Here is a 24,017-nt window from a genome sequence, read left to right as displayed (position 1 = left end):
GCGTCGATCAGCCCTTTGCCTTGTGGAAACTGCGCACCATGCAGGTGGTGGACAGCGACACGGGCGTGTCCGGCGGCGACAAATCGGCCCGCATCACCAGGACCGGCGCCTGGCTGCGCGCCAAGCGGCTGGATGAATTCCCGCAACTGTGGAACATCCTGCGCGGCGATCTCTCCTTTGTCGGGCCGCGTCCGCCGCTGCGCCAATATGTCGAGGCCAATCCCGAGCTCTACGCCCGGGTGCTGAAATCGCGCCCCGGAGTCACCGGGCTGGCGTCGATCACCTATCACAAACATGAGGCCGCCCTGCTGGCGCGCTGCACCACCGCCGAGGAAACCGATCAGGTCTATTCCCGCCTCTGTGTACCGATGAAGGCACGGCTGGACCTGATTTATCAGCGTCACCAGAGCATGTGCTATGACTTTGATCTGGTGTTTCAGACCATTGGCAACCTGTTCCGGCGCAGCTGAGGGGCGATTCGGCGATTCCTTCCGATCCGGGCGGGTGTGCCCTGCCCAGGCCGACATCCTTGGCGGCGGCCGCATGCAGGGAGATCAGCCGCAACCCTGCGTCAGGCCTGTACAGACGCCGCAGAGCGGCGCCAAAACGGACAAATCACCGTCATACGGCGCTTTTTTGCTGCCCGCGGTTTTGTATTACCCCCGAAATACGTCTAAAGTGATGCCCGGGGAGCCCATGAAACCCCCGGCGTAGGGCCTGTCACACCTGCTCCGGAGGAGACAAAGGGCACCCCGAGGGATAGACGACGCGAGACACATCCCGATGCCAGAAAGACCCATCACATGCGGGTCCGGGGATCTGGCGCGGGGGATTGATAAAAACGCATTTGAAACGATGCGCGTCAGGAAGATCTCGGCGCCACATCGTACATATAAACAGGCCGCCCGGAAAATCAGGCGGCCACCGGGGACTGGAAGTGGGGACGGCCAGGGATGTTCAATCTGATCAGTGCGCTGTCACGCAAACAGAAATCCTATATCTTTCTTGCCATTGATCTGAGCCTGATCCCGCTGGCGCTGTTCCTGACCTTTCTGGTGCTGCCCTTGCCGGGGTCCGCTCTGGCCACGCTGGCGGCGATGCTGCCGGTGCTGCCTTATGTGCTGGCGCTGGCGGCGGCGGTGGCACTGTGGCTCGGATTGCCCAAGGTGCAGCTCAATGCCTATGAGCGCCATGCGGTCGGGCTGACCGCGCTGCTGGCCTCGATCACCGCCGGGGCCACGGCGGGGCTGACGCTGCTGTTTGGTCCTGACCTGCCGCCCGGCACCCATGTGGTCTTTGCTACCACTTATTTTCTCTGTCTTCTGGCCGCGCGGGCGCTGCTCTATCAGGTGGTGGTGGCGATCTACCGCCGTGCCCAGCCGCGCTGCCGGGTGCTGATTTACGGGGCCGGCACCACCGGTGCCCAGCTGGCGCAGGCGCTGAAGGCTCATGACGGCATCGATCCTGTCGCCTTTGTCGATGACAATACCTCGTTGCAGGGGGTGACGCTGGTGGGGCTGCCGGTGTTCCCGCCCGCCCGCATCGCCGAGATCGCCGAAGCCCGCCAGATCAAGCGGGTCTTGCTGGCGATGCCGTCGCAGAGCCAACCGAAACAGGCCCAGATCATCCAACGGCTGCAGCGGATGCAGCTGGAGGTGCAGGCGTTGCCCTCCTTTGCTCAGCTCATCGGAGAAGAGGCGCTGGTCGACAAGCTGACCCCGGTGGCGCCGCAGAATTTCCTGGGCCGCGCCACCCGCGATGTGCCCCTGCAGGAGGCCAGCGGCTCCTATCAGGACCGGGTGGTGCTGGTTTCAGGTGCCGGCGGCTCCATCGGGTCCGAGCTCTGCCGTCAGGTCTTGGCCTGCCGCCCGCGCAAACTGGTGCTCTATGAGCTGTCGGAACTGGCGCTTTACACCATTCATCAGGAGCTGGAGCAGCAGGTCGAAGGCACCGGCATCACTCTGGTGCCGGTATTGGGTTCGGTGACCGATCCGCGTCAGGTGCGCATGGTGCTGGCCCATCACGGTGTACAGGTGGTGCTGCATGCGGCGGCGTATAAACATGTGCCGCTGGTGGAGGCCAACCCGCTGCCCGGCCTGGCCAACAACGTCTTTGGCACGCAGACGCTGGCCCGGGCCGCCGCGCGCAGCGGGGTGGAACGGTTTATTCTGATTTCCTCGGACAAGGCGGTGCGTCCGACCAATGTGATGGGCGCCTCCAAGCGGATGGCGGAACTGGTGGTGCAGGATCTCTCCACCCGCAATCCCGGCACCGTTTTCACTATGGTGCGCTTTGGCAATGTGCTGGGCTCTTCGGGGTCCGTGGTGCCGCTGTTTCAGGAACAGATCAGCCGCGGCGGACCGGTCACCGTCACCGATCCGCGCGTCAAACGCTATTTCATGACCATCCGCGAGGCGGTGCAGCTGGTGCTTCAGGCCGGCGCCGAGGCGCTGGGTGGCGAGGTGTTTGTGCTCGACATGGGCGAGCCGATCTCAATCCTGCAGCTGGCCCGTCAGGTTATCGAAAGTGCCGGCTATTCCGTGCGGGACGAGGATCATCCCGACGGCGATATCGCCATTGATATCATCGGCCTGCGCCCCGGGGAAAAGATGCAGGAAGAGCTGACGCTCAGCTCGGATCTGATCACCACCCGCCACCAGAAGATCTTCTGCGCCCGCGAGGCGGTGCTGTCGGAAATCGAGGTCGCGGCGCTGATCCGTGCCCTGCGGCAGGCCGTGGCCGCCGGCGACGAAGGGGCCGCACGCGCATTGATCAAACGCTGGGTCGAGGGCTACCGCGCGCCCGAAGAGGATCGCAAGACCTCCTGAGCGCCCCTTGGATCAACCTTGCAGGTGGCACTATAGTTTACGGGTCACAGGCCTCTCACCAGCGCGCCCTGACCTCCGCCAGATCGTTGATCCGCCTGCGGGTTTTGTGGTCTAACCGGTCCAGCACCAGCCGCAGGGGGCAGGGCGGCAGATCAGCCCTCCATTGCTCCGGCATTCCGACCAGATAACAAGCCAGACAACAAGGCAGTCCGAACCCGTGATCCTCAGTCTTCGATCTCTTCCTGTGTCGCGGCTTTTGCCAATGGCCCGTATGCCGACTGCCCGTATCCTGGCAACCTCTGTGGTCATGGCTTCTGTGGCACCACCCGCGCAGGCCCAAGATGCGCTGACCACACCCAAACCGGAGGCCGCGCGCTTCAAACCGCTGCCCGCCCCCAGCCTCAATTTCTACGGCTCCCCCGGTCTGGTGGATATGCCAAGTGCGGAAATGCTGCCGGACGGGCAGTTTGCCACCACCTATTCCTGGTTTGGCGGTCAGGCGCGTTACAATCTGACCTTTCAGGCGACCCCCTGGCTCAGCGCCTCGTTCCGCTACAATGGCATCCAGACCAATGGCGCCCAGATTGCCGGGTTCAGCACCTATTACGACCGCGGTTTCGACGTCCGGCTGCGGCTCTTGCGCGAGGGGCGCTATCGCCCGGCGGTGACCCTGGGTCTGCAGGATTTTGCCGGCACCGGGATTTATGCCGGGGAATATATCGTCGCCACCAAGAATTTTGACACTCCGGCGCTCAGCCATCGCGGCGGGGCCGGCAGGCTGAAGCTGACCGCAGGTCTGGGCTGGGGACGCCTGGGGTCCAACGGCTCCATCGGCAGTATTTCCGGCACCCGGCCGGGGTTTGTTGCCGGCGATACCGGGGGCGAATTGGCCTATGATCAGTGGTTCCGCGGTGAGATGGCGCCTTTTGCGGGCATTGAATGGCTGCCCAATGACCGCTGGGGGTTCAAGGCGGAATATTCCTCCGATGCCTATGTGCTGGAAACCGGCGCTCCAGATGTGTTTGAGCGCAAATCCTCCTTCAACTTTGGCGCCGAATATCGGGCCAGATCGGGCCTGCGGCTGGGGGCCTATTATCTTTATGGGTCCGAGATTGGCGTCACCGCGCAGATCCAGCTCAATCCCAAACACCCGACCCAACCCATGCGGGTCAGTGCGCCGGTGCCGGTGGCACCGCGCAGCAGCTGGGCCACCAAAGACAGCCACTGGAGCCGCGACTGGGCCCAGAGCACCCGCGCCAAAACCACCCTGCGGGATCTGATGAGCGAGGCGCTGCAACAGGACGGGCTCATTCTTGAGGCGCTGACCCTGCCCGCAGATGGCACCGAGGCCGAGCTGCGCTATCGCAATCCCCGCTACCGTGCCCAGACCCTGGCCATTGGCCGCGCCGCCCGCGCCATGGCGCGGCTGCTGCCGCCCTCGGTGGAGACGCTGAAAATCGTGCCGATGCGTGGCGGGCTGGCACTGTCGCAGGTGGTGATCCGGCGCAGCGATCTGGAGGCGCTGGAACATAGCCCCGACGCCACCGAGGCGCTCTGGGCGGTGACCGGCCTGCAGGAGGCAGGCCCGCTGGCCGGGGATGCGCTGGTCGCGCAGGATCTCTACCCGGCGTTTTCCACCTCGATCAGCCCTTATACCGCGCCGTCCTATTTCGACCCTGACCTGCCGTTCCGGCTGGATGTGGGCGTGGATCTGAAGGCGTCTTACGCACCGGCCCCGGGCTGGCGCATTGCCGGCACCATCCGTCAGCGCGTCTGGGGCAATGTGAAAGACGGGCGCGCCTCCAATTCGGTGCTGCCCCATGTGCGCACCGATGCGACCGAATATGCCCAGTTCGGTACCACGCTGAAAAATCTTTATGTCACGCGGCAATGGCAGATGGGGCGCGATCTCTATGCCCGCAGTACGGCTGGGCTGTTTGAAAGCATGTTTGGCGGGATCTCGGGCGAGGTCCTTTGGAAACCGGTCTCCAGCCGCCTGGCGCTGGGGGTTGAGGGCAATTATGTGGTGCAGCGCGATTACGATCAGCGGCTGTCGTTCCGCGATTACAAAACCTTCACCGGCCATGCCTCGGCCTATTACCAGCTCGACAAGGGCTACCATGTGCAGCTGGATGCCGGGCGCTATCTGGCGGGCGATTATGGCGCCACCTTCAGCCTGGACCGCGAATTTGCCAATGGCTGGCGGGTTGGCGGCTTCTTTACCCTCACCGATGTCTCCTCCGAGGATTTCGGCGAAGGCTCCTTTGACAAGGGCTTCCGCTTCAGCATCCCGCTGGACTGGCTGCTGGGCAAACCCAGCCGCAATACATTTGGCATGACCGTGCGCCCGACCCAGCGCGACGGCGGCCAGCGGGTACATGTCCCGGACCGGCTTTATGGACAAATCCGCGAGGCCCATCGCGCACAGCTGACCCGGCAGCGGGCAAGGATCTGGGAATGATGACGCCTGTGACCACACGCCTCGCCGGGCTGCTTTCCCTTCTGGGGCTGCTGGTGCTGACCGCCTGTAGCCGCGGACCGGACACGCCGCCCCTGCAGGTCGAACTGCTGCGCAACCTGTCGGACCGGGTTGGCACCCGGCTGTCCGGGGGCAAGGCGGATCCGGCCGCGCGCCCGCCGCTGACCCGCGCCGGTCTGAATGAGATCAAGGCCCCCTATATCGAGGTCACCATCGAGAAAAACGATGTCTTTGCCTATCTGTCGCGCCAGCAGCTGCGCCGCGATGACAGCCCCGGAACGGTGGCGGTCTGGCGCACCGAGGACAATATCAGCCTGACCCTGCGCAACGGGGTGCTGGTGGCCACCCGCAACCTTGGCAATGACATCCTGTCCAGCTCAGCGCTGGTCGGGGAGGGCGCAGGTGGCCCGGCGCGCAGTGGCGCGCGCCGCTATCATATCCGCGGGCTCGACAATGGGGCGTGGCAGCTTGATATGCTCTGCAGCCGCCGTGATCTGGGTGCGGATCCCATCGTGATCGTCGAACTGCGCTACCCCACCCGCCACATCGAGGAACGCTGCCAGCCCAGCCAGCCGGGACGCAGCGGCGAAATCGTCAACGACTACTGGGTAGATTCGCGCAGCGGCCGGGTCTGGCAATCACGCCAATGGGCCGGTCCCAATGTGGGCTATCTGCGCATCCGGCAGCTGACCACCGGCAGCTGATCCCACCTCGGAGGGTATGAAAAACAGGCGGTTTGGAGCCATATCCGCCCAAATGAGCGATATCTCGGCAACGGCAGAAAAAAAATTCCAGCCGCCGGGATATTGCTGCTAAAAGCTGCGTTGAATTCACAAGGTAACTCACCTACTCTTGGCTCAACGGTCTCCAAAGGAGTTTTGGATTATGAACAAGTTCTTCGCAGCAATCGCTCTGGCCACCCTGGCCGCAACCACCACCGCCTCCGCTCAGGAAGAAGGCACCCCGACCCTGCTCGGCGGTACCGGTCTTGAGCAAGGCACTCTGATCGCAGGCGGCGTTGCCGGTGCGGTCATTCTGGGTGTGATCCTGAACGACGACGACGAAACCAGCACCACCACCACCACCAACTGATCGCTTGCGATCTGATGGGGTGTGGCAGGATCTGACCTCCGCCCGGCGCGCCTGAGCAGGGCGGGGTGTGGATCCCAGGCTGACACCGTCTTAGGAATGACCATCCTCGCGATGGAAAGAAGCGGGCCACTGGCCCGCTTCTTTCGTTTGGGTATTCGGAATACAGGAGAGGGCCGGGCCGGTCACCCCACCCGCCGCAGGAAGGCTCGCGTGCGGGGGTCCTGTGGCGCATCAAAGATCTGCGTCGGCGGGCCCTGTTCGACAATCCGCCCACCTTCCATGAAGACCACGCGATCGGCGATCTCGCGGGCAAACTGCATCTCATGGGTGACGATCAGCATGGTCTGGCGCTCTTCGGCGACCTTATGCATCAGCGCCAGCACCTCGCCCACCCATTCGGGATCCAGCGCCGAGGTCGGCTCGTCAAACAGCATCAGCTCGGCCCCCAGCGCCATGGCGCGGCCAATGCCGACGCGCTGCTGCTGGCCGCCTGACAGGCTGGCGGGATAGGCATTAGCCTTATCCGCCAGACCGGTCTCCGCCAGGATCTCCAGCGCGCGGGCGCGGGCTGTGTCGCGGGGCTGCTTCTGAACGGTGATCAGCGCCTCCATGATGTTTTCCGCCGCCGTCTTATTGGCAAAGAGCGCATAATTCTGAAACACAAAGGCGGTGCGCCGGCGCAGGGCCAGGATCTCCGCCTTGCTGGCGCGGGCGGCGTCCACTTCCAGATCGCAGATGCGGATCAATCCCGCATCGGGAGCATCCAGAAAATTGAGACAGCGCAGCAGCGTCGATTTACCAGTGCCCGAAGGGCCGATAATGACAATGCGCTCGCCGGGCTGAATGGTCAGGTCGATGCCATCCAGCACCACGCTGTCGCCAAAGGTCTTGCGCAGCCCGGAGATGGAAATGGCCGGGCCCTGTGTTGTGTCTTTCATTGCGTCCCTCATCGGGCATAAGCCTTGTTCAGATGGGTCTCCAGCCGTCGCTGCACCAGCGACAGCGCCTCCACCAGAATCCAGTAGATCACCGCCACCACCAGGAAGGCCTCAAAGTAGAGGAAACTGCCGGCCGCCTCTTTCTGGGTAGCGCCCATCATCTCGGTCACCCCCAGCGTAAACGCCAGCGAGGTGCCCTTGATCATGTCGATGAAGTAATTGACCAGCGTCGGCGCTGCGATCCGGGCCGCCTGCGGCAGCACGATGCGGCGCATCATCTGGCCACGGGTCATGCCGATCGACTGCGCCGCCTCCCATTGGCTGCGATCCACCCCCAGAATGGCGGCGCGGATGCTCTCGGCCATATAGGCGGCAAAATGCAGGGTCAGCCCCATGATCGCGGCACTGACCCCATTGATCTGGGTCAGCACCGACAACACCTGTGGCAGCCCGTAGTAGAACAGGAACAGCTGCACCAGAAGTGGCGTGCCGCGAAAGAAGCTGATGAACAGCACCACCAGCTGATCCAGCACCGGGATCCGCAGCACCCGTTCCACCGCCAAGAGGGACGCCAGTACCAGCGCCAGCACCATGGCCACCACCGCCATGAACAGCGTCAGCGGCACATAGCTGAGCAGCACCGGCACCAGCCCCAGCATATAGGCGATGTCCAAACCCTGCATTTACCGGCTCACTTCTCAGCCGGGGCGGAAACCGCCGTGATATCGGTGCCGAACCATGTCTGCGAGATTTCGGCCAGCTTGCCGGTCTCGCGCAGCGTGGTCAGCGCCGTATCCACCCGGTCGCGCAGCGCCAGGCTGTCCGCGTCCTGACGGAACGGCAGCGCATTGCGGATCTCAGAGAACGGCGCGCCCGCCAACGCCAGCGGCAGCGGGCTTTCCTGAATCAATTGCGCCGAAGACACCCGGTCCATCACAAAGGCATCGACCCGCCCCAGGGCTGTATCCTGGGCGATATTGGCCTCATAGGTTTTGATCTCGATCTTGTCGGCCTCTGGCAGCTCGCGCAGCAATTGCTCGAAATTGGAGCCGAGGTTCACCGCCACGGTCTTACCTGCGAGATCAGCGGGGCCTGCGATACTGTCCTCATTGCCGCGTTTCACCACCACCTGGGCGCCGTCAATGACATAGGCCTGGGTAAAGGCGAATTTGGCGCTGCGCTCCGGCGTGATGGTGATCTGATTGGCAATGGTGTCGATGCGGTCGGATTCCAGCGCGCCGATCAGACCGGAAAACGACATGGTGACAAATTCCACCTCAAGGCCGGTTTCCTCAGCCACGGCGTTCATCACATCCACCTCAAACCCCTGCAGCACGTCCTGACGCACAAAGGTAAAAGGAAAATACCCGCCCGACATGCCGACACGCAGCGTGTCGGAGGCAAAGGCGGACGGTGCGGCAGTCAGGCTCGCAGCGACAGCCGCGGCCCAGGCAAATGGTTTCATCATGATACGGGAATCCTTTTGAGTTCAGCCCCGACCTAATCCCCCTGACGCCGGGGACCAAGATGTCACAGGCCGGGACATGGCAAATAAGCCCGCCCGTTCGCAGGCAGGCCACGGGCGGGGGACCGGTTCATATGACAGACGCCGCAAGGCGGGAATTTGTTCCCCGTACAGGTGTGGTTTTGCAGATTTGTTCTGGCCGGGGCGGAAAAATACCAGATCCGCTGCGGATCTGCTTGCGCCTTGGCCAGGATTGCCCCGTTGTCACGACCTTATTGCGGATCCGAGCGCTGCATGATGCGGGTCATATGCCGGGCCATATCCTGCACATTCGGCTCCTGCAGGATCGACAGATGGGATCCGGGCACCTCGATCAGCTCAAACCCCGCCGCCGCCACCGGCGCCCAGCCCAGCCCCTGGGTCAGCGCTTCGGGGCTGTCAAACAGATCATCGCCAGCCCGGAACACCGTCAGCGGTGTGGCCAGCGGGTCCGGCGTGTAGCGTTCCACCGATTGCTGGTTGGCCGCGATCAGCGCCTCGATCGACAGGGAACCACCGCCGCCGGTCCACTCCAGCCGCCGCCGTTCAAAGGAATTGCGCACTGTCTCAATCCGGTGGCGGGCCACATGGCCCAGATAGGCCGGTCCCATGCGCCGGAGCAGCCCCAGATGGGCGCCCAGTCTGGCCCGTCCCTGCACCCGGCGGCGCCCCGCTGGCCCTTCGGCATCAAACAGCGCCAGCACGCCCAGTTCGCGCCCCGCTTCCAGCAGCTGGCGCGCCAGTTCAAAGGCAAAATAACTGCCCAGAGACACCGCCGCCAGATGCACGACCCCGCTGGGGTAATGGGTCTGGATTTCCTCCAGGTACAGTTTTGCGGTGGCGCGCACCCCGGTGGGGGTGCTGCTGTCCAACAGGCCGATGCTCAGCCCATAGACCGGCTGGTCCGGACCAAGCGCAGCAGCCAGCGGGCGATAGAACTCTTCGTTGCGCCCCAGCACATGGACGCCGAACAGCGGCGCACGCGCCGTGCCATCCTGAATGATCACCAGATGATCGGGCAGGGTGTGGCCTTCCGGTGTTTCCGGGGTGTCGCCGCCCCCATCTCCCGGGCTCAGCGCGTCTGTCAGCGCCGCCGCCAGCGCCCGGGGGCTGGGGGTCAGATGCAGCGCCGCCAGGCTCAGCCGCTGGCCCAGTTCCGCCTCGATCCGGCCAATCAGCCGCATCGCCAGCAGGGAATGGCCACCGCGGTCATAGAAACTGTCATCCACGCCCAGATCGGGCTGGCCCAGCAGATCCGCCATCATCGCCACCAGCTGCTGCGCCAGCGGCGAGGGCGGGGCGCTGGTGTCAATCACCGCGCCGCCGTTGCGGCGCAGGCGCAGGCCGCTTGATGCCTGTGTCGGCGCGGGCAGGGCGGCCATGTCGATCTTGCCCCCGGCAGTGCGGGGAAACGCCGCCACCGGCACCAGCGCCGGGCGCATATGGGCGGGCAGGTCGCGCTGCACCACCTGTTGCAGCGTCGCCAGATCCGGGCGGGTATCGCCAGCCATTTCTTCCGCGCCAGCCTCCCGAATGCCCCGCACCCAGCAACAGAGCTGCGCCGCCGGTCCGTCCTTGCCATGCACCGCCACCAGCGCCTGCACCTCCGGGTGGGCGCGTTCCAGCACCTGCTCCACATGGCGCAGATCAATGCGAAAGCCGCGCAGTTTGACCTGCCGGTCCTGCCGCCCGAGAAAGGCCAGCGTGCCATCTGCCCGCCAGGCCGCGCGATCGCCGGTGCGATAGATCCGCGTCGGCACCGCCCCCCGCGGCACAAAAGGATCGGGGCGAAACACTTTTGCGGTTTCCGCCGGCCGCCCGATATAGCCATCACTCACCGCCGGGCCGCCAATCCACAGATCCCCGGCCACGCCATCCGGGGCCAGACTGCCATCAACGGCCAGCACATAGGCGCGGGCATGGGCGGTGGGGCGGCCGATGGGCACATCTTCATTCGCATTCACCCGGTGCCCCCGATCCAGACCCGGATCATGCAGCGTGCAGGTGATGGTGGTTTCTGTCGGCCCGTAGCCATTGAGCCAGCGCACCCCGGGCACCAGCTGCTGCCAGCGCGCCAGCGCCTGCGGGCTGACCTGCTCCCCGCCGACGATCACCAGCCGCACTGAAGATGGCAGGCTGCGGCCACTGTCGGCCATCACATCGCACAGCACATGCCAGAAGGCGGTCGGCAGGTTCAGCACCGTCAGCTCCAGCGCCGCCACCCGGTCCAGAAACAACCCCGGTGCCCCGATCATATCCGGCGCGCGCAGCACCACGCAGGCCCCGGCCAACAGGCTGGGCAGAACTTCCTCAATGGCAACATCAAAGGACAGGCTGGCAAATTGCAGCATCCGGTCATGGCTCTGCAGGTCAAAGGCGGCCGTGATGGCGCTGGCATGGGCCAACAGCGCCCGCATCGGCACCCGCACCCCCTTGGGTTTGCCGGTGGAGCCGGACGTATAGATCACATAAGCCAGCCGCGCAGGGTCTGGTCCGATCGGGGCCAGGCGGGGCGCTATCTGCGAATCCTGGCCCGTGGCAGAAGGGGCAGGGTCAACCCAGACCAGCCCCTCCGGGGTCAGGGCGGCATCGTGCCTATGTACAGGTTTCCCTTTGTTAGAGCCTGTATCAGGCTCTGATACCGTGCCGTAGTCCGGCCCGCCAATGCCCAGCCTCGTGCCGCTGTCCTGCAGCATATGGGCAATCACCGCCGCCGGGTAGGTCGGGTCCACCGGCAGGAAGGCCGCCCCGACCTTCAGCACCGCCAGCATGGCAATGATGAACTCCGGGCTGCGCGGCAGGCAGATGGCGATGATATCCCCGGCCGCAGCCCCTTGCGCCTGCAGGACCACCGCCAGAAGGTCGGCGCGGGCCTGTAAATCGGCATGGCTCAACACCGCGCCCTCAGGCGCCATCTGCAGCGCCGGGGCATCCGGCATCCGCGCCGCCGTCGCCTCCAGCCGGGTTGCCATACACGGCGGGGCTGCCGCCATCTCCCGCGCCAGCATCTGCGCCAGCGCCGGCTCCGGACGCCCCTGTTGCAACAGCTGGGTCGCCTCGGCCTCCGGCAGCATACCCAGATCACGCAGCGCCATATCCGCAGGTGCTGTGGCCAGGCTCTGCAGCAGCTGACACAGATGATCCAGCATCCGCTCCACCTGGCTGGCCGGCAGCACCTCGGGGTCATATTCCAGCATCACAAGCGGTTGGGCATCACCGTAAACCGCCAGGGTCAGCGGCATCGCGCCCTCTTCGCGCAGCTCCACCCGGCGATGCTGCCAGGGGCTGTCTTCCTCCACCCCCAGGCTGCGCATCCGCATATTCAGGCTGTCGCGTTCAAACATCACCATAGTGTCAAACAGCGGCACGCTGCCCGGCAGCCCGCACCAGCGGCGCATATCCGCCAGCGAGGCCTGTTCATGCGGGCGCAGCGCCACCGCATCGCGCCGCAGCGCCGCCAGCAGCCCGTCCACGGTTGTTGACCCGGACAGATGCAGATGCAGGGGCACCGTATTGATCAGACAGCCCACCGTGCGCCCGCAGCCCTCCAGGAGATAGCGCCCCGACCGGGTGACCCCAAAGACCGCCATTTCCCGCCCGCTCCAGCGCGCCACCAGCAGCCCCCAGGCGGCATGGATCATATTGGCCAGGGTGGCTGCTCCTGCGCCCTGTGCCCCGGATGTCTCCGGCAGGGTCTCATCCGCCACGGTGACTTGCGCGGCGCGCTGCACCAGCGCGCGGCGCAACTCGGCCGGCAGCTGCCGCCGCAGGATCTGCTTGCGGCCATGGTCCGCATCATCCGGTGCTGCCACAACGGGCCGATCATCCGGCCCGGTCAGCCGGGCGATCTGGTTCGGGGTGTCAAACCCCTCCAGATGCGCCCGGAAAAACGCCTGGCTGGCCGGCTGTTCTGACACTTGTGCCACCGCCGGGCTAAAGGCATCAAACCCGGTGACAGGCGCAGTCGCGGCAGGCAGATCGCCCCCGATCAGCGCCGCAAAGACATCTTCCAGCACCACCGCCATACTGCGGCCATCGACCAGCACATGGTGAATGGTCCAGACCATCACCGACCGGTTCGGCCCCAGCCGCGCCAGCATCACCCGCCAGGACACCGCCTGCTCCAGCGCGCAGCCCCGGTTGCGGTCCTCGCTGAGAAACTGCTCCAGCCGCGCGGCCTGACTCTCTGCGTCCAGCCCCTGCCAATCCTGTGTCTCCACCCTGACCTGATCGGTGGCCGCATCCACACCCGCGACCTGCAAGACCGGCAGCGGGCGTCCCTGCCACAGCACCGCACTGCGCAGCACCGGATGACGCGCGCAGACTTGCTGCCAGGCCACCCGCAGGGCCCTCGGATCTGGCGCTTCGGCGTCCAGATGCACCACGATCTGTTCCAGATTGACCCAAGGCCTGCCCGCGGCGGCGCTTTCATACAGCAGCCCCTGCTGCATCGGGGTCAGCGCAATCTCCTGACCGCTGCTGTGACCTTGGTTGCGCTCTCCGGATCCCTCGGCGGGATGGCCGGTGCCAGCCCCAAAGGGAGCCTTCATCGCGGCCCGGATCTCTGATTGTGATTGCGCCTGTGGCTGGGCCTGCGAAAGATCACTCATAATGCCCCCTACCTGACACCGGGTTTGGGCCAACCCGGGCCATACCTCTTCATGCTGTGCCGTCCCCGGATCATCCGGGTATCACGTCACTCTTAATATCCACTTTTTAGCGGTCCCCTCAGGCCAGGATCACCCCCATGATCCCCGCCGCAGACCCAAGGATATCAGACCGGGGGATGGGCAAGCAACAAAACACCACCGGATTGCAATCACATCTCCGCCTGCTGCAGCCGCCAAACCTGCGCAGTGTGCCTGTGAGCAATAAACAGCCTCCTAATACATCTTATGTTAAATAATTTCCACATAAGGCCCTGCGACCCGCAGACACATAACAAAGGGCCGCTCGAGAGAACGGCCCTTTGTTGTTCACGGTTCCGGTCGGGCGTGGTGCGGATCACTCTGCCGGGGTTTTGTGCTGCACCAATGCGCCCAGCACCTGCTCCAGCGCCGCCGTATCGCCGCCGCGCAGGCAGGTCAGCGCGGTTCGTGGCAGGCAGCGTTTGGCACGCAGCAACGGGGTCACCGGGCGCTTGCTGTCATGGGACAATTCCGCGCTGATCAGCCGCGCCCCCAGAGCATCGCGCAACCGCGCCACATGGGCCAGGTCCAGCGGATGGTCGCCATGGATTGCATAGATCCGGGCCGCCTTGTCACAGCCCGCACAGGCGTCGCGATAGGCACCGCTCCAGTCCAGCTTGCGCGCGGCCGGAAAACGGATCTCGCCGGGGATCAGATCCTCGGCCAGGGTGGTGATCGGCTGCAATGCCACCACGTTTTCCGCGCCGATCAGGTCGGCAAAGGCCATGGCGCCAAAGGCCCCCATGCCGGAGCCCAGCACATGCACCTTGTCAAACCCAGCCATCCAGGCGCGGGTGTCCGGTGCCCCGAAATACTGTTCCAGATCCAGCGGACGGTACCAGTTCTGCTGATGCGGCAAGACCGACAGCACCGCATAGCCGGCTTTGATCAGGAAACGCTCGCCAAAGCCCGGACGCAAGGGATCCTTGCGGTCCAGCGCCTGACCTGCCCCTTCAAAGGTGACCACCAGCTCGCGCGCGCCCTCCGGGTGCAGCCGCCGCATGGCATAAGACGGGGTCAGCGTGGTGGTGGGCCACAGCCCCTCCGGCAGCACCTCGTCCGGGTCCTGCGGGCTGCGGATCGCGCCCAGATGGCTGCGGCTGTCCACTGCGGGCACCGGCTGGGGCTCCTCCGGCACGATGGTGTCGACCTCCAGGCCGTGTTCGGCCAGGGCTGCCACATATTCTGCGTGGCGCTGGCGATAGGTCGCCTTCATCTTGTCCAGCATCTCGGGCGACAGATATTCATCCAGCGTCGCCTTCAGCCCCTTGCGCATGAATTTCTGCGTGTTCAGCGCCGGCAGGCCGAAATGTTCGGTCAGCTCGGCCACCCGGTTGTCATGCTTGAGGAAAATCGCCGGCTGGCCCGCCTGCAGGGCCGCAACCCCGCCGTGGAAGCGGTCGCCGATATAGACATCATGCAGCATCGCCGCCTGCCGCCAGGCGCCAGCTTCGGAGAAGTAATAATAGCGGTTGAAATCGACCTTATGGCCGCATTTGCGGCTCAGCCAGCGGTTCAGCTCTTCCGGCTGGGCAATGTTATTGCCCTCATTATAGCCAAAGCGGTCCTTGATGAATTTGCCATAGCCAAAGATCTCATCCTGGAACACATAAGAGGCGTCGATCTTGTCGAACGCCTTGGCCAGTTCGGTGCCGCGTTCGACAATCGCCCCCTCCCGCATGGAGAAATGGCCAGCGGTCATCACATTGGCCTGCCGTCCCTTGGCCTGGGCCGCGGTGCCGTCGATGGCCAGGATCGACTGCGGATAGACATAGAGACTGGGACAGCCCAGCACGGTGGTGTTTTCCAGCCCGTTCTGCGCCAGCCACTCTGCCGTCTGGGTGCCGCGCACCCCAAACAGGTTGGCCCGTTCATTGAGCAGCGCCAGAAGATCGCGGTTGCCCGGCATCAGGTCCGTGAAGGCATGGCTGCCCTGCATCCCGGCGCCCAGCACCACAAAAGGCACCCGCCCATCCAGCGCCTCAAGCGCAGAAAACAGCCGAATGCCATCGTGGTTGGGGCGAATGAAATTGGCCAGCGACACCACGATCATGTCGAAATGCTCGGCGATGGTCTCGGCATAGCCCTCACCGAGGTTCTTCTGCAGATTGGCGATATTGCCCACCGCCGACCCATCCGGGTCCTTGCGCAGGCTGCGGGCCGGGGCTTCGGCGTGGATGATATTTCCGCGATTCCCGGTCAGCTTATGCGCCGGTTTCAGACCGAACAACGTGTCCGTCACCGTCGGCGGCACCCCCAGGATACTGGACAGCGCCGGATCCGGACGGTGGACCGAAAGCACAGGAGCATGGAAAAGGATTCTCATATATCACCAGATGTTACTCGCCATAGCCTCCGCAAACGGATGGTATGGCCTATTGAAAATAGGGGGTCGGCAACCGCGCTTTTGCGCCTCCGGCAGCCGCAGCCCCCGGGATTGCTGCGTTGCGCGCATGTTAGCGCCGTGACCTCTGGGAACAAGCCCGGAAAGATCCGGCCCGCCCTTGCAGGTGAAACCCTGCCCAAGCCTGCGCCTGCCGCTTTTCAAAGGGTTGCGCCTGCGGCGCTCTCGCGGCATGGATAGGATATGAAATTTCTCTTTGTGCACCAGAACATGCCCGGCCAGTACCGGGAGATGATCCAGTGGCTGGCCGATCAGGGCGAGCATGAGATCGTGTTTTTGACCCAGCGAAACGATGTGAAGCTGCCCGGCGTCTCCACCGCGACCTACAAAAGCCATCACCAGCCCGCTGCCGATGCCTATGGGCTGTCCAAGGATTGGGAGGCCGCGGCCGGCAATGGCATTGGCGCCGCCCTCGCCGCGCGCCAGCTGGAGGCCAGAGACGGCTTCAAACCCGATATCATCATCGGTCATACCGGCTGGGGGGAGCTGACCTTCATGAAAGAGGTCTGGCCGGATGTGCCGATCATCGGCTTCTTTGAATATTTCTACCGCACCACTGGCGGGCTGGTTGGCTTTGATCCGGAAAACCCTCCCGGCGAACACGCAGGGTTCTTTGCCCATGCCCGCAACACCGTGCCCTTTGCCAATATCGATGTGGTCGATCTGGGCCACAGCCCGACCTACTGGCAGCGCGACCGCTTCCCCAGAAGCTTTCACGACAAGATCTATGTCAGCCATGACGGCATCCGCACCGACCGGCTGCAGCCGGATGCCAAGGCCAGCATCGGTCTCGGCCGCCTGCCCAAGCCGCTCAGCCGCGACGATGAGGTGATCACCTATATCGCCCGCAATATGGAACGCGCCCGTGGTTTTCACGTGATGATGCGCGCCCTGCCCAAGATCCTGTCGGACCGCCCCAATGCGCGGATCCTGATGATCGGCGGCAATGAGACCTCCTACGGGCGCGAAAGCACCCACCCCGCAGGTCTGCGCGGCGAGATGGAGGATGAGCTGGGCGACAGCGTCGACTGGAGCCGGGTGCATTTCCTCGGCCGGGTGCCTTACGGCGATCTGTGCAAGATCATCCGCATCAGCCGCTGCCATATCTATCTGACCATGCCCTTTGTGCTCAGCTGGTCGTTGCTGGAATCCATGTCGATGCAGGCCACTGTGGTGGCCGCTGATGTGGAGCCGGTGCGCGAGGCGGTGACCCATAATGAGACCGGCATGCTGGTGGATTTCTTTGATCCCGACGCGCTGGCCAATCAGGTGGTGGATGTGCTGGCCAATCCCGGCGCCTATGCCCATCTGGGCCCCAATGCCCGCGCCCATGTGGTGGAAACCTATGATTTCCTGACCCGCTGCATGCCTGAGCACGCCCGTCAGATCAACGCGCTCCTGCCCGCCAGCAAGCAGCTGAAGATCTGACCCTTCACAACAGAGAATACCGATCACGGGATGATCTGCGTCGACCAGAGGCCCAGCCCCCCAGCATGAGCCCATGGCCGACGCAGTCCCGACCTGCCCTGCCCCCAATCGGTGGGGTCAGGACAGGAATTGCTCCGACGCCCAGATCGCGGCCTGAGTGCGGTTCTTGGCGCCGATCTTGCGAAAACAGGTGCGCAGATGCACCTTCACCGTGGCCTCGCAGATGCTCAGCTCATTGGCGATGGATTTATTGGTGGCGCCGTCGATCAGCTTGGTCAGGATCAGCCATTCGCGCCCGGACAATCCGCAGGCCGCAGCCGAAGCCGGCATGCGGCGCAGATCCGTTGAAACGGTGGCGCCAGAACGGCTGGTTGTGTCCCCTGTCAAAGCGCCTGTGCCAGAACCGGATTGCGGCAGACTGCCATTGATCCGATCCGCAGGCACAGTCTCTGCAAGCTCCAGTTCCGGTGGTGAGGCCGTCGACAGGGTCTCTGCCGCGCGGTCGCCCCCCGATGTGGTCACATCCGCCGCCCGCAGCGCCGCTGAGATATCCGATGGCACAATCCGATAGCCGCTTTGCACCACCCGCAGGGCCGCAATCAGCGCCTCTGCGGATTTGCGTTGCGGGATCACCGCCTCAGCGTAGGCGCTGAGCGCAGTCTGCATGCTGGTGGAACATTCGCGCCCCATGATCAGGATCAGCAGAGAGGCGTCATTGCCCTCTTTGAACTGGCGCAATTCCTCCACCAGCTCCGGTCCCGTTTCATGGCTGTAGTATAAAACCAGATCGTCGACCCCCAGCCCCGCGAGCGTCGACAGCTCATCGCAGCAGGTCCCGATCTGGTAGTCGTTGCTCTGGCAAATGGCCAGAAACATGTCGCGCAACAAGCGACTCTCGCCTACAATATGCACAGGCATGATATACCCCCATACTCTTAAAAAATCTGATCAGAACACGATCAGATGGTCTCAATGAATGATCTCCGGAACAGGGAGGTCACTGGGCTTTGGTGCGGGGTTGGAACATCCCGCCCTGGCCCACGCGGTGCAGCTGCGACCCCCGTCACAGATGGCACCCCGGTCTTGTCTTATGTGTCTGTCCTGTCCTTTCGATCAGATGACGGTCGTTTTAAGACCTCGCCTGCCAGGGTGATCCCTCAGCCGACGGCCCGACCGGTGGTTTGATCGGGTCTTCCAAAATGACGGGCCCCAATACCTCTGGCCCCTGCCTCCAAATCGCAGCCCATATCGGCGCTGCACCGCTTTGCGGCACTCCAAAATAGCCCGAATCCATCCGTTTTTGTTAAAAAACTTACCTCCTGGATAGATGTTGGCGCCATCAGGCATCCCTCCTAAAGTATTGTTTTTGATATAGGCTTTTGTTTTATCAACAGGAATATCCTCATCTGGCCTGAATCCAAAGATGTGGTAATTTCTCAATTTCAGGCCATATTTCGCAAGACTCGACAACCTGAGCGCGTATCATTGTGTCGAATCCTCACGCCAAAGATGGAATCACTCTCCCTTTGCTCCCGCAGACGCAACGCCCATACCTCTTCTGAGGTAGGTCTCTCAGATAGGCCCTCACAACAGGCGGATCTTCGCCAAAACGTAACAGTCTGAAATATATAAATATTACTGAAATTTCAGAAGACGGTTCAGACTGTGACTTGTGGGTTACCCAGGGTAATCCCGCTAGATATTGATGAAAACTCAATGTCCTGCGGGTTCTCCCACTGGTTGATCATCAGACAGCCCCCTAACAGCTCCGAATCGCCTCGTCCGAAGGGGTACGCCCTCTGCGCAATTTGACGGCACCGGCGATATGCTAGGCTGGTTCATATTCGTTTTGATATGCCGGGGGGCAACATGAATGTGTTCGGGGGCGCCGTGATCCACACGGGCGAGATCGCTTTTGCGCGATCGTTTCAAAGACAAGTTTCATCCATCACAACCACTGCCATAGCTGAGATCGACTGCACCGGACCTGCGTCTGCCGGACCACGCCGTTTGCTGGTGACCACCTGCGAGACGGCCAGTGACTCCCAGAGCAATGCAGCTCGGGGCAGTGCAGTTCGGGGCAGTGACACTCAGACCGCGCGGGCACAGGGCAGCCGCAGCAAAGGCACGCTGCAGGCTCTGCTGCGCAGCGGATCGCTCTGCCATTGCACGCAGCTGCATGATCCGCAGGGCCACCCCAACAGCTGGCCGGACTGGCTTGATCCTGCGGCCCTGCGCGCGGATGCCTCTGGCCACAGGTCTGGCCGCTGGGTGGTGTTTGCCTGCCGCTTTGCCGATGGCAGCGAGGACCGGATCGCGCTGCATCTGGAAGGCAGCCAGCATGATGCCCATTGCATCGAGATCCTGCCTGCGATCTGGCCGCTGGCCCGCGAGGATGCATTGCGCGAGATGCTGACCAGCACGCCGGAGCCCAAAACCGCGCGCGACACCTCCGAGGCGATGCTCTGGACCATTTCCACCAAAAGTGACAGCGCGGTTCTGGTGCTGGATGCCTCGGGCCGGTTGCTGGATTGCAATGATGCCGGTTGCGACATGCTTGCGGCTGGCAATCTTTTGCACAACAACGACGGCGTGTTGCGCTGTGCCAACAGCAGTGAGACCCGCGCCTTTTATGCGGCAGTGCAAAGCTGCGCCCGCACCTCCGCCGAGCACGCCTCAGAGACCTGTACCGGCAGTGCCAATCAAGAGCTGATCCTGTTCCTTCAGGACACCACATCGGGGATGCGGCTGCCGGTCTCGCTGACCTGCTATCTCTGCGCCGACACCCATCGGGCGCTGGTGGTGGCGATCCTGCCGCGCCAGCCGGATCAGCAGCGGATCGAAATGCTGGCCCAGAAAATGGGGCTCTCCCCCTGCGAAGCACGGGTGGCCGCCCTGATCCAGCTGGGGCTGTCCAACCGCGAAGCCGCACATATCGCGGGCATCAAGGAACAGACCTTCAACACCTATGCCAAAAGGGTGCTGTCCAAGCTTGAGGTCGCCGGGCGCACCGAAATGGCGCAGCGGCTGACCTGGCAATCCTCATTGGGGAGAGCGTCATGAACAAAGTGACCCACGAAAGCCTCACCCAGGGGCCACCCGCACCGGTCGCGCCAACCCAGGCCTCGATTGGGGCTGCGGCCCTCGCCACACAAGAGCGCCGCAGCTCTTACACCACGGCCAGCGCTCAGAATTCCGATGACGGGGAGCCTGTCCCTGCATCGCAAACGCCAGCCGAAACCGGATTGGAGAGTCCCACGGACACCATAGAGACAGACAGCACGGGGACTAGCCCAGCCAAGACAGCGGCACCCGCTGCCGGCCCCGCAGGTCAATCCGACCCATCACAGGTGGGCGAATTGGCAGAAGGATCATCTGGCGGACCCCAGGCTCAGCCAACCTCCGCCGCAGGCCTCGCGCCCGCCGATCTGGATCAGTTGGCCGCGCATCTGCGCGGCGGCAGCCAGCCGCTTGCGGGACGCGGCGATCTGATCGAATTGCACAAGCGGATCACCGCCATGTTTGCCACCCTCAACGACGGTTTGGGCGAGATGTACACCCAAAAGGCCGCAGCCGATCGCAAGGCGTTGAACGCCCGGATCGACACGCTGGAAGAGGCGGTGAACCGGATGGAGGGGGCGCTGCGCATCGAACTGGAGCCGGTGTTGCGCAAAAGTTTTGCCAAGGTGATTGCCGAACAGTCCAATACCGGTCGTGGGCTACGCCAGAGGCTGGCCGGCGCTGTCAGCCGTGGCGGGTTTCTGGCCCTGATCCTGGCCCTCGGACTGGCCGCTGGCACGCTGTATCACAGTCGGATTGCATCTGCGGCCAGCACCGCCTGGGCCGAGGCCCAGATCCACTGGGCGAGCTTTGCTGATTTCGTTGAAACCACAACAGCTGATCCTGATCCACAACGGGATGAAATCATATCTGATTAGGCTCTAATAAAGGAAAAAAGAGTCTTCTCTCTTCCGGAGGCGCTGCGCCAGATCCTGGCAGCAAGCCTGTCCCAAATATCTGCCCGGGTCTGGGCTTTCGTGCCTGTTCCACATGTCTTTGCACGGTCATCCACCCAGTCTTGGCACAGCGCTTCCGGAAACCAACAATTTAATATGAATTTGTCCCCATTTGGGGGCATCCGCCCCGCCCGATTTGCGGTGCACTCATCATCAGAGACCCAAGCGGTCTTGTGTCACTGGCCAGGTCCCACACCCATTTTTCCCTGGTCAGGTTTCTAAAGGGGGCGGGTCGCGTCGGGGGGCGCAACACACTCCCGGTATATTAATTAGGAGGATGTTTAAGATGGGTAGACCAGACGACAACCCAGACTGGGAAGTTTGCAATCCTGAGTGCGAAATCGAATTCAGCGATGACAAGTTCTCACCAAATTACAACGATGGCACCACCGAACGTGGTGGCACCGACGGCAATATCATCAACCTGAACGACCACGACGCTGGCGACAACGCCGCGGCCGGCGGCGGCAATGACGCCGTCTATGGCAACGGGCGCAACAACCGGCTCGATGGTCAGTCCGGCCAGGACTATATCGAAGGCCGCGGCGGCGATGACGCCATCAATGGCGATGGCGGCAATGACACCCTGTTCGGTGGCAATGGCACCCATCAGACCCGTGACGGGGATGACTGGATCGATGGCGGCGATGGCTGCGATTACATCGACGGTGAAAACGGCAATGACTCGCTGCTGGGCGGCAAGGAGCAGGACACTGTGTTTGGCGGCAGTGGCAACGACCAGATCTTTGGTGATGACGGCGACGGCAACGAGGACAACGGCGATGCCGGTGACTACCTCTACGGCGATCTCGGCGACGACTGCATGGACGGCGAAGGTGGTGACGACTGCATGTGGGGTGATCAAGGTCAGTCCGGCGAAACCAGCTACGACGGCGATGACACCATGTATGGCCGTGGCGGCAATGACCGGATGAACGGTCAGGGCGGCAACGACCGGATGGCAGGTGGTCTTGGCGACGACCTGGTGATCGGTGGATCCGGCAACGACGAGATGTTCGGTGACGAACGCCAGTCGCAGAACGACGATCTCGACTTTGGCGCGGACAGCGGTCCGGTTGGCAAAGGTCCCAATGAAGATGGCCATGACTGCATGTTGGGTGGCGAAGGCCATGACACCATGGATGGTCAGGGCGGCCGTGACACCATGTTCGGCGAAAACGGCGACGACCTGATGCAGGGCGGCCGTGGTCGCGATCTGATGGACGGTGGTGCCGGACGTGATGACGTCAATGGCGATGCTGGCAAGGACACCATCCGCGGCGGCAGCGACAATGACGTTCTCGAAGGCGGTGCCCAGGGCGACCTCATCTTTGGGGACCATGGCCGGGTCAAGGCCGGGTATGACATCGACTGGAGCTGCTGCGATGACGACGACAAAGTCGTCGCGCAATCGCATGCTGGCAGCGATGAAACCAATCTGCGCGATGTCGACTGCCCCGACTGCTACACGCCTTACGACTATGGTGAATCCGGCAATGACCGCATTCGCGGCGGTTCCGGCCATGACACCATGTACGGCGAAGCCGGCAATGACGTCATCATCGGCGGTCGTGGCTTCGACGAAGGCTATGGTGGCACCGGACGGGACCGTCTTTATGGCAACCAGGGCAATGATACGCTCTATGGCAACGAAGGCGACGACTGCGTCCACGGCAATGTCGGCGACGACCTGCTATACGGCAACTCTGGCAACGACACCGTCAAAGGCGGCGATGGCGATGACCTGATCTATGGTAACAACCAGGCCGATACGCTGTATGGCGATGCAGGCGACGACACCATGTATGGTGGTCATGGCAATGACCTGATGCACGGCGGCACTGGCAATGACGTCATGAGCGGCGGCGACGGCAAAGACACCGTCAACGGCGATGATGGCGACGACCTGCTGATGGGTGACAATCGCGCCGATGAGCTGAACGGCGGCAATGGCGATGACGTTCTTCTGGGCGGCAACGGCGCTGACGACCTGAATGGCGACAACGGCGACGACTGCCTCTATGGCGAAGTTGGCGATGACAATCTGGATGGTGGCCGTGGCCATGACTTCCTGGATGGCGGTGAAGGCAATGACACGCTGCATGGCGGGGCCGGCAACTTCAACGACTACCTGAAAGGTGGCGCGGGAGATGACGATCTGACCGGTGGCAATGGCAAGGATGTCTTCATCATCGACCTGGAATGGGATGGCACCTCGTTTGTCTCCGGTGATGGGATCGACTGCATCAATGACTTTGATATCGACGAAGACCACGACGTGCTGGCCTTCCGCGTGACCAATGTCGGCGATGGGATCGGAACTTCGGCACAGGATGCCTTTGCGGCACTGAATGACGGGGCCGCTTCGGTCAATGACGATGGCACCGACACCACCATCTCTGCTGGTGGGGCCACCGTGATCATCAAAGGTCTGACCAATGTCAACGGCTACAGCTCGCTTGGCCAGGACGCTCTGCCTTCGGGTGGCGTCGGGATCAATGCGGTCACCACCGGTGATGCCGGCAGCTACGAGGCGATCCGTGTCGTGACCAGCGATGACGGCTTCGATGACAGCTACGACAACATCTGGGGTCACACCATCTGAGCCATAAGGAATGACCCTCCCGGGTGGCGGCCGCC

At 63.2% G+C, this 24,017-nt stretch carries 15 protein-coding genes; 9 read left to right on the top strand and 6 right to left on the bottom strand.

Annotated features, from left to right (window positions below; translation table 11 throughout):
- The 5 genes from INHI_RS0103555 to INHI_RS0103535 form a co-directional block, all read left to right on the top strand.
- Positions 1-470, top strand: a 470-nt coding sequence (locus INHI_RS0103555) for a sugar transferase (RefSeq protein ID WP_027246759.1), incomplete at its 5' end; no start/stop codon positions are given.
- A 483-nt stretch (positions 471-953) separates the two neighbouring features.
- Entirely contained in the window at positions 954-2,828 is a 1,875-nt protein-coding gene (locus INHI_RS0103550) for a polysaccharide biosynthesis protein (protein ID WP_027246758.1), read from the top strand.
- A gap of 262 nt (positions 2,829-3,090) precedes the next feature.
- Positions 3,091-5,289, top strand: a complete 2,199-nt coding sequence (locus tag INHI_RS0103545; RefSeq protein WP_027246757.1) for a YjbH domain-containing protein — start codon at positions 3,091-3,093, stop codon at positions 5,287-5,289.
- Positions 5,286-6,011, top strand: coding sequence for a YjbF family lipoprotein (locus INHI_RS0103540; protein WP_027246756.1), 726 nt, complete (start codon positions 5,286-5,288; stop codon positions 6,009-6,011). Before INHI_RS0103545 ends, INHI_RS0103540 begins: the two co-directional genes overlap by 4 nt.
- 181 nt (positions 6,012-6,192) lie before the next feature.
- Complete coding sequence (locus tag INHI_RS0103535; protein ID WP_014876605.1) at positions 6,193-6,399, top strand: hypothetical protein; 207 nt, start codon at positions 6,193-6,195, stop codon at positions 6,397-6,399.
- Positions 6,400-6,581: 182 nt separating this feature from the next.
- Here the strand turns inward: INHI_RS0103535 and INHI_RS0103530 are convergent, their stop codons facing one another.
- From INHI_RS0103530 to INHI_RS0103510, 5 genes are all read right to left on the bottom strand, one after another.
- A complete protein-coding gene (locus tag INHI_RS0103530; RefSeq protein ID WP_027246755.1) occupies positions 6,582-7,337 on the bottom strand; it encodes an amino acid ABC transporter ATP-binding protein in 756 nt (251 codons plus the stop codon).
- Between the two features lie 8 nt (positions 7,338-7,345).
- Positions 7,346-8,020 carry an amino acid ABC transporter permease gene (locus INHI_RS0103525; RefSeq protein WP_014876603.1) on the bottom strand — a complete coding sequence of 225 codons (675 nt, stop codon included), beginning with the start codon at positions 8,018-8,020 and terminating at the stop codon, positions 7,346-7,348.
- A gap of 8 nt (positions 8,021-8,028) precedes the next feature.
- On the bottom strand, positions 8,029-8,805 hold the full coding sequence (locus tag INHI_RS0103520; RefSeq protein ID WP_027246754.1) for an amino acid ABC transporter substrate-binding protein: 777 nt from the start codon (positions 8,803-8,805) through the stop codon (positions 8,029-8,031).
- 269 nt (positions 8,806-9,074) lie between these two features.
- The gene (locus INHI_RS21365) at positions 9,075-13,451 is read right to left on the bottom strand and encodes a non-ribosomal peptide synthetase (protein ID WP_027246753.1); all 4,377 of its coding nucleotides are present in this window, start codon (positions 13,449-13,451) and stop codon (positions 9,075-9,077) included.
- A gap of 394 nt (positions 13,452-13,845) precedes the next feature.
- Complete coding sequence (locus INHI_RS0103510; RefSeq protein WP_027246752.1) at positions 13,846-15,855, bottom strand: polysaccharide pyruvyl transferase family protein; 2,010 nt, start codon at positions 15,853-15,855, stop codon at positions 13,846-13,848.
- 261 nt (positions 15,856-16,116) lie between these two features.
- Between INHI_RS0103510 and INHI_RS0103505 the strand changes: the two genes are divergently transcribed.
- On the top strand, positions 16,117-17,361 hold the full coding sequence (locus INHI_RS0103505; RefSeq protein ID WP_027246751.1) for a glycosyltransferase family 4 protein: 1,245 nt from the start codon (positions 16,117-16,119) through the stop codon (positions 17,359-17,361).
- A 117-nt stretch (positions 17,362-17,478) separates the two neighbouring features.
- On the opposite strand, the gene INHI_RS0103500 is transcribed toward INHI_RS0103505, so the two are convergent.
- A complete protein-coding gene (locus INHI_RS0103500) occupies positions 17,479-18,279 on the bottom strand; it encodes a helix-turn-helix transcriptional regulator (RefSeq protein WP_014876598.1) in 801 nt (266 codons plus the stop codon).
- 951 nt (positions 18,280-19,230) lie between these two features.
- Here INHI_RS0103500 and INHI_RS0103495 point away from each other — a divergent pair.
- The 3 genes from INHI_RS0103495 to INHI_RS0103485 all read left to right on the top strand — a co-directional run bounded on the left by INHI_RS0103495 (position 19,231) and on the right by INHI_RS0103485 (position 23,982).
- Positions 19,231-20,424 carry a helix-turn-helix transcriptional regulator gene (locus INHI_RS0103495; RefSeq protein WP_027246750.1) on the top strand — a complete coding sequence of 398 codons (1,194 nt, stop codon included), beginning with the start codon at positions 19,231-19,233 and terminating at the stop codon, positions 20,422-20,424.
- On the top strand, positions 20,421-21,299 hold the full coding sequence (locus INHI_RS0103490) for a hypothetical protein (RefSeq protein WP_027246749.1): 879 nt from the start codon (positions 20,421-20,423) through the stop codon (positions 21,297-21,299). The genes INHI_RS0103495 and INHI_RS0103490 overlap by 4 nt, the downstream gene beginning before the upstream one ends.
- 364 nt (positions 21,300-21,663) lie before the next feature.
- On the top strand, positions 21,664-23,982 hold the full coding sequence (locus tag INHI_RS0103485; protein WP_027246748.1) for a calcium-binding protein: 2,319 nt from the start codon (positions 21,664-21,666) through the stop codon (positions 23,980-23,982).
- Positions 23,983-24,017 lie beyond the last annotated feature (35 nt).

Origin of the sequence: Phaeobacter inhibens DSM 16374 (assembly GCF_000473105.1) — a bacterium.
Lineage (GTDB): Bacteria > Pseudomonadota > Alphaproteobacteria > Rhodobacterales > Rhodobacteraceae > Phaeobacter > Phaeobacter inhibens.
The sequence above is the reverse complement of the archived record's forward strand: the minus strand, read 5'-3'. Positions and strand labels throughout refer to the sequence as shown.